The organism is Finegoldia sp. (assembly GCF_046991905.1).
In the GTDB taxonomy this organism is placed as follows: domain Bacteria; phylum Bacillota; class Clostridia; order Tissierellales; family Peptoniphilaceae; genus Finegoldia.
This window is the reverse complement of sequence record NZ_JBKWZF010000118.1, coordinates 1-2,571: the sequence shown is the minus strand read 5'-3', so window position 1 is coordinate 2,571 and position 2,571 is coordinate 1. Positions and strand designations below refer to the sequence as shown.

5 protein-coding genes are annotated in these 2,571 nt (G+C 35.9%); all 5 read left to right on the top strand.

Going from position 1 to position 2,571, the window contains the following annotated elements; all coding sequences use genetic code 11:
* Positions 1 to 256, top strand: a 256-nt coding sequence (locus ACLUJM_RS13450) for a GGGtGRT protein (protein ID WP_412413045.1), incomplete at its 5' end; no start/stop codon positions are given.
* A gap of 192 nt (positions 257 to 448) precedes the next feature.
* Positions 449 to 697: a DUF6718 family protein gene (locus ACLUJM_RS13445; protein ID WP_120092457.1), complete on the top strand. Its 249-nt coding sequence runs from the start codon at positions 449 to 451 to the stop codon at positions 695 to 697.
* Between the two features lie 87 nt (positions 698 to 784).
* Positions 785 to 964: an antitoxin VbhA family protein gene (locus ACLUJM_RS13440; protein WP_044963958.1), complete on the top strand. Its 180-nt coding sequence runs from the start codon at positions 785 to 787 to the stop codon at positions 962 to 964.
* 3 nt (positions 965 to 967) lie between these two features.
* Positions 968 to 1,201 carry a hypothetical protein gene (locus ACLUJM_RS13435; RefSeq protein WP_120092460.1) on the top strand — a complete coding sequence of 78 codons (234 nt, stop codon included), beginning with the start codon at positions 968 to 970 and terminating at the stop codon, positions 1,199 to 1,201.
* Positions 1,202 to 1,967: 766 nt separating this feature from the next.
* A complete protein-coding gene (locus ACLUJM_RS13430; protein ID WP_412413044.1) occupies positions 1,968 to 2,273 on the top strand; it encodes a hypothetical protein in 306 nt (101 codons plus the stop codon).
* The last annotated feature ends 298 nt before the right edge of the window (positions 2,274 to 2,571 follow it).

Here is a 2,571-nt window from a genome sequence, read left to right as displayed (position 1 = left end):
ATATTTCTCCGTTGCTTCCGGCGGTGGTACAGGCCGTACACTTCATCCCGATAACATGGCGGCAGGTCCTGCTTCCTATGGTATGACAGATACTATGGGCCGTATGCATTCCGATGCACAGTTCGCAGGTTCTTCTTCCGTTCCGGCTCATGTTGAAATGATGGGTCTGATTGGAGCGGGCAATAACCCGATGGTTGGTATGACTGTGGCTGTTGCTGTTAGCATCGAGGAAGCAGCTAAGGAAGGAAAGTTCTAAGACAAGTAGTTATATTTATAGAGCGATTTGTAGACCGCACTAACCTTTGATGGTTGGTGCGGTTTTTGGTGGTGCGCCTGGCGGTGCACGTTACCTAATGGGCAAAAGTCCCTAATCCGCCCTGGTAGTGAGAAGGATACAGCCAAGACCAAGGGCGTCCATTGTGAGGTGGAATCTGAAGGAAGGTGAGTTATCGGATGGAATATAAAAAAATATATCATAACTAAAATATTTGATAAACAGGGCTGTATAGCATATTTGTGTAAGAAGGTAAATGAAGTGTGTTATTTGCCTGGAACATTGGAGGCATTGAGAACTGATGGAGTACAGATTGTGATATTAGATGCTCCGGATATCTATTCGGAGTATGCCCCATATTCTTATGTAGATGATATGAAAGCGTTTATTGATAAAGTCAGTAAGATGAATCGAGTTGCATAAACTGGATAAGAGGAATGGGTAGTACACCCGTAGAGCACAAACATCCCTTAAATCCTTGAAAGCCCACCCTTCACCGTATTCATCGAGATGGCTGCGAAAGATGGAAGATTTTTAGAAAATGTGAATGCAACAATGAGTATGGAAGGCATGCCACTGACACAAGAGGATAGCGAATTAGCAATCAATTGTTTTGAAGGCAAAATTGACTTTGGAGAAGCAATTGTCAATCTTGTTAAAATGTACGCACCAAAATCTATGGTACGTTAGCGTATGGGAAGAAATTATAGGCATAAATACGAATATGATGTACGTTACTGTTTTCCAGGCTCGAATGTCCTGAAAAATAAACTAAATATAACAGATAAAGATATTTTGGAAGAGGCGGAACGCCATATAACATCACTGCGTACAGCAGAAGTTATGAAAAAGGGGAGTCATGGAAAATTTGATTTTAATCATTTAAAGCGTATCCATAAGTTTTTATTTGGGGATATCTATGATTGAGCGGGCAAGGTACGGTTGGTGAACATATCGAAAGGAAATCAATTTTGCCGTGTAGAGTATATTGAGCAGCAAATGAAAGAAATTATATTTCTTAGGAAATAAATAGCTCCTTTACGTTAAGAATTAAGATTGAATATTTTTATCGAAAAGGAGTATTTTTATGCCAGTAGCAAAGGAATAAATTCGACAGATTATTATGGAAAACAAGATAGACAACGTTGCTGATGTCTATTCTCTCCTCTGGGACTACTTTAAGGATATCCTGCAGAATTCATAGAAACTGAACCCTGTCTATCCTTTTGGCTTTATGGACTATATTCATTATAAGGGACGAGAGGATGGGCGGATTCTGAGCCGGCCGTCTATATCGTATTAGGAATTGTCGCAGATGGAAACAAAGACATTCCCAACATTACCGTGGGTACTATTATACACATGCTGTGTAATTCCTTTAAGTATGTCAATTATAGTATTGCTAAAAAGGAAAAATGAAGTTAATATAAGAGATATGAATATGTGCGATTTAAGGGGATATTTAGTTCTATATGCCGAATAAACCCCTAATTCCTTTAATGATGATATAAATTATAATCATTATATTACTTATAATACTTGGTATAATTAAAAAATAATTATGAAAAGATTTATTATTTTCAAAAAAATTGAGAAGAAAGCAAAAGATATATTACTGATTTTGAGGGTAAGTTTAATAATCCTATTGTTTGCTGTTTTGCTGATTATAGGTAATGGGAGACTGCCTATAGGTATGTCAAATTTTTCTTTCATTAACATCGGTGATAGTGGTATGAAAGTTAAATACAAAGAAGCTAATCGGAGTTATTATAGGACCTACTTTTTAACAACTGAACAAAAGAATAATGTTTATGTTATCAGCAGCTGCTCGGAGGGAACAGTATATCTTAAAATGAAACAGGGAATGTATGAAGAAAATCTGGATATCAGCAATTATGATAGCATGTTGGATTTAAGTCAATTTGACGAAGGTTATATTTCGTTTACAATTACAAATAAAAATGCCAAAAATGTTTCGGTACAATTAGAAATTAGGTAGAAGGAAGAACCGTTTTTGGAATATCTTCTTTTGTAGTTAAAGTTTAGAAATCGGCAAATATGATCATATATTGGGTTTAAATCAGTTTGGAGAAGCTTATATTTAGTTTAAGATACAAATGAAAATGTTAAATATGTTTCAACAGAAATAGATATTAGTTAGACATTAATATCTATTTTTTATAGCCTGAAACCCCAAAAACGGCTTAAAACTTCCCTTGACTTCTTATGAGGAAAAACGCATGAAATAAGGATATGTGTGTATCTTCTCAATTTGCGCCATAACTCTGTAAAAAGTG

Coding starts and splice junctions, on each gene's coding strand:
- ACLUJM_RS13430 (WP_412413044.1), top strand. CDS start 1,968: ATGTCAAATTTTTCTTTCATTAACATCGGTGATAGTGGTATGAAAGTT.
- ACLUJM_RS13440 (WP_044963958.1), top strand. CDS start 785: ATGGCTGCGAAAGATGGAAGATTTTTAGAAAATGTGAATGCAACAATG.
- ACLUJM_RS13435 (WP_120092460.1), top strand. CDS start 968: ATGGGAAGAAATTATAGGCATAAATACGAATATGATGTACGTTACTGT.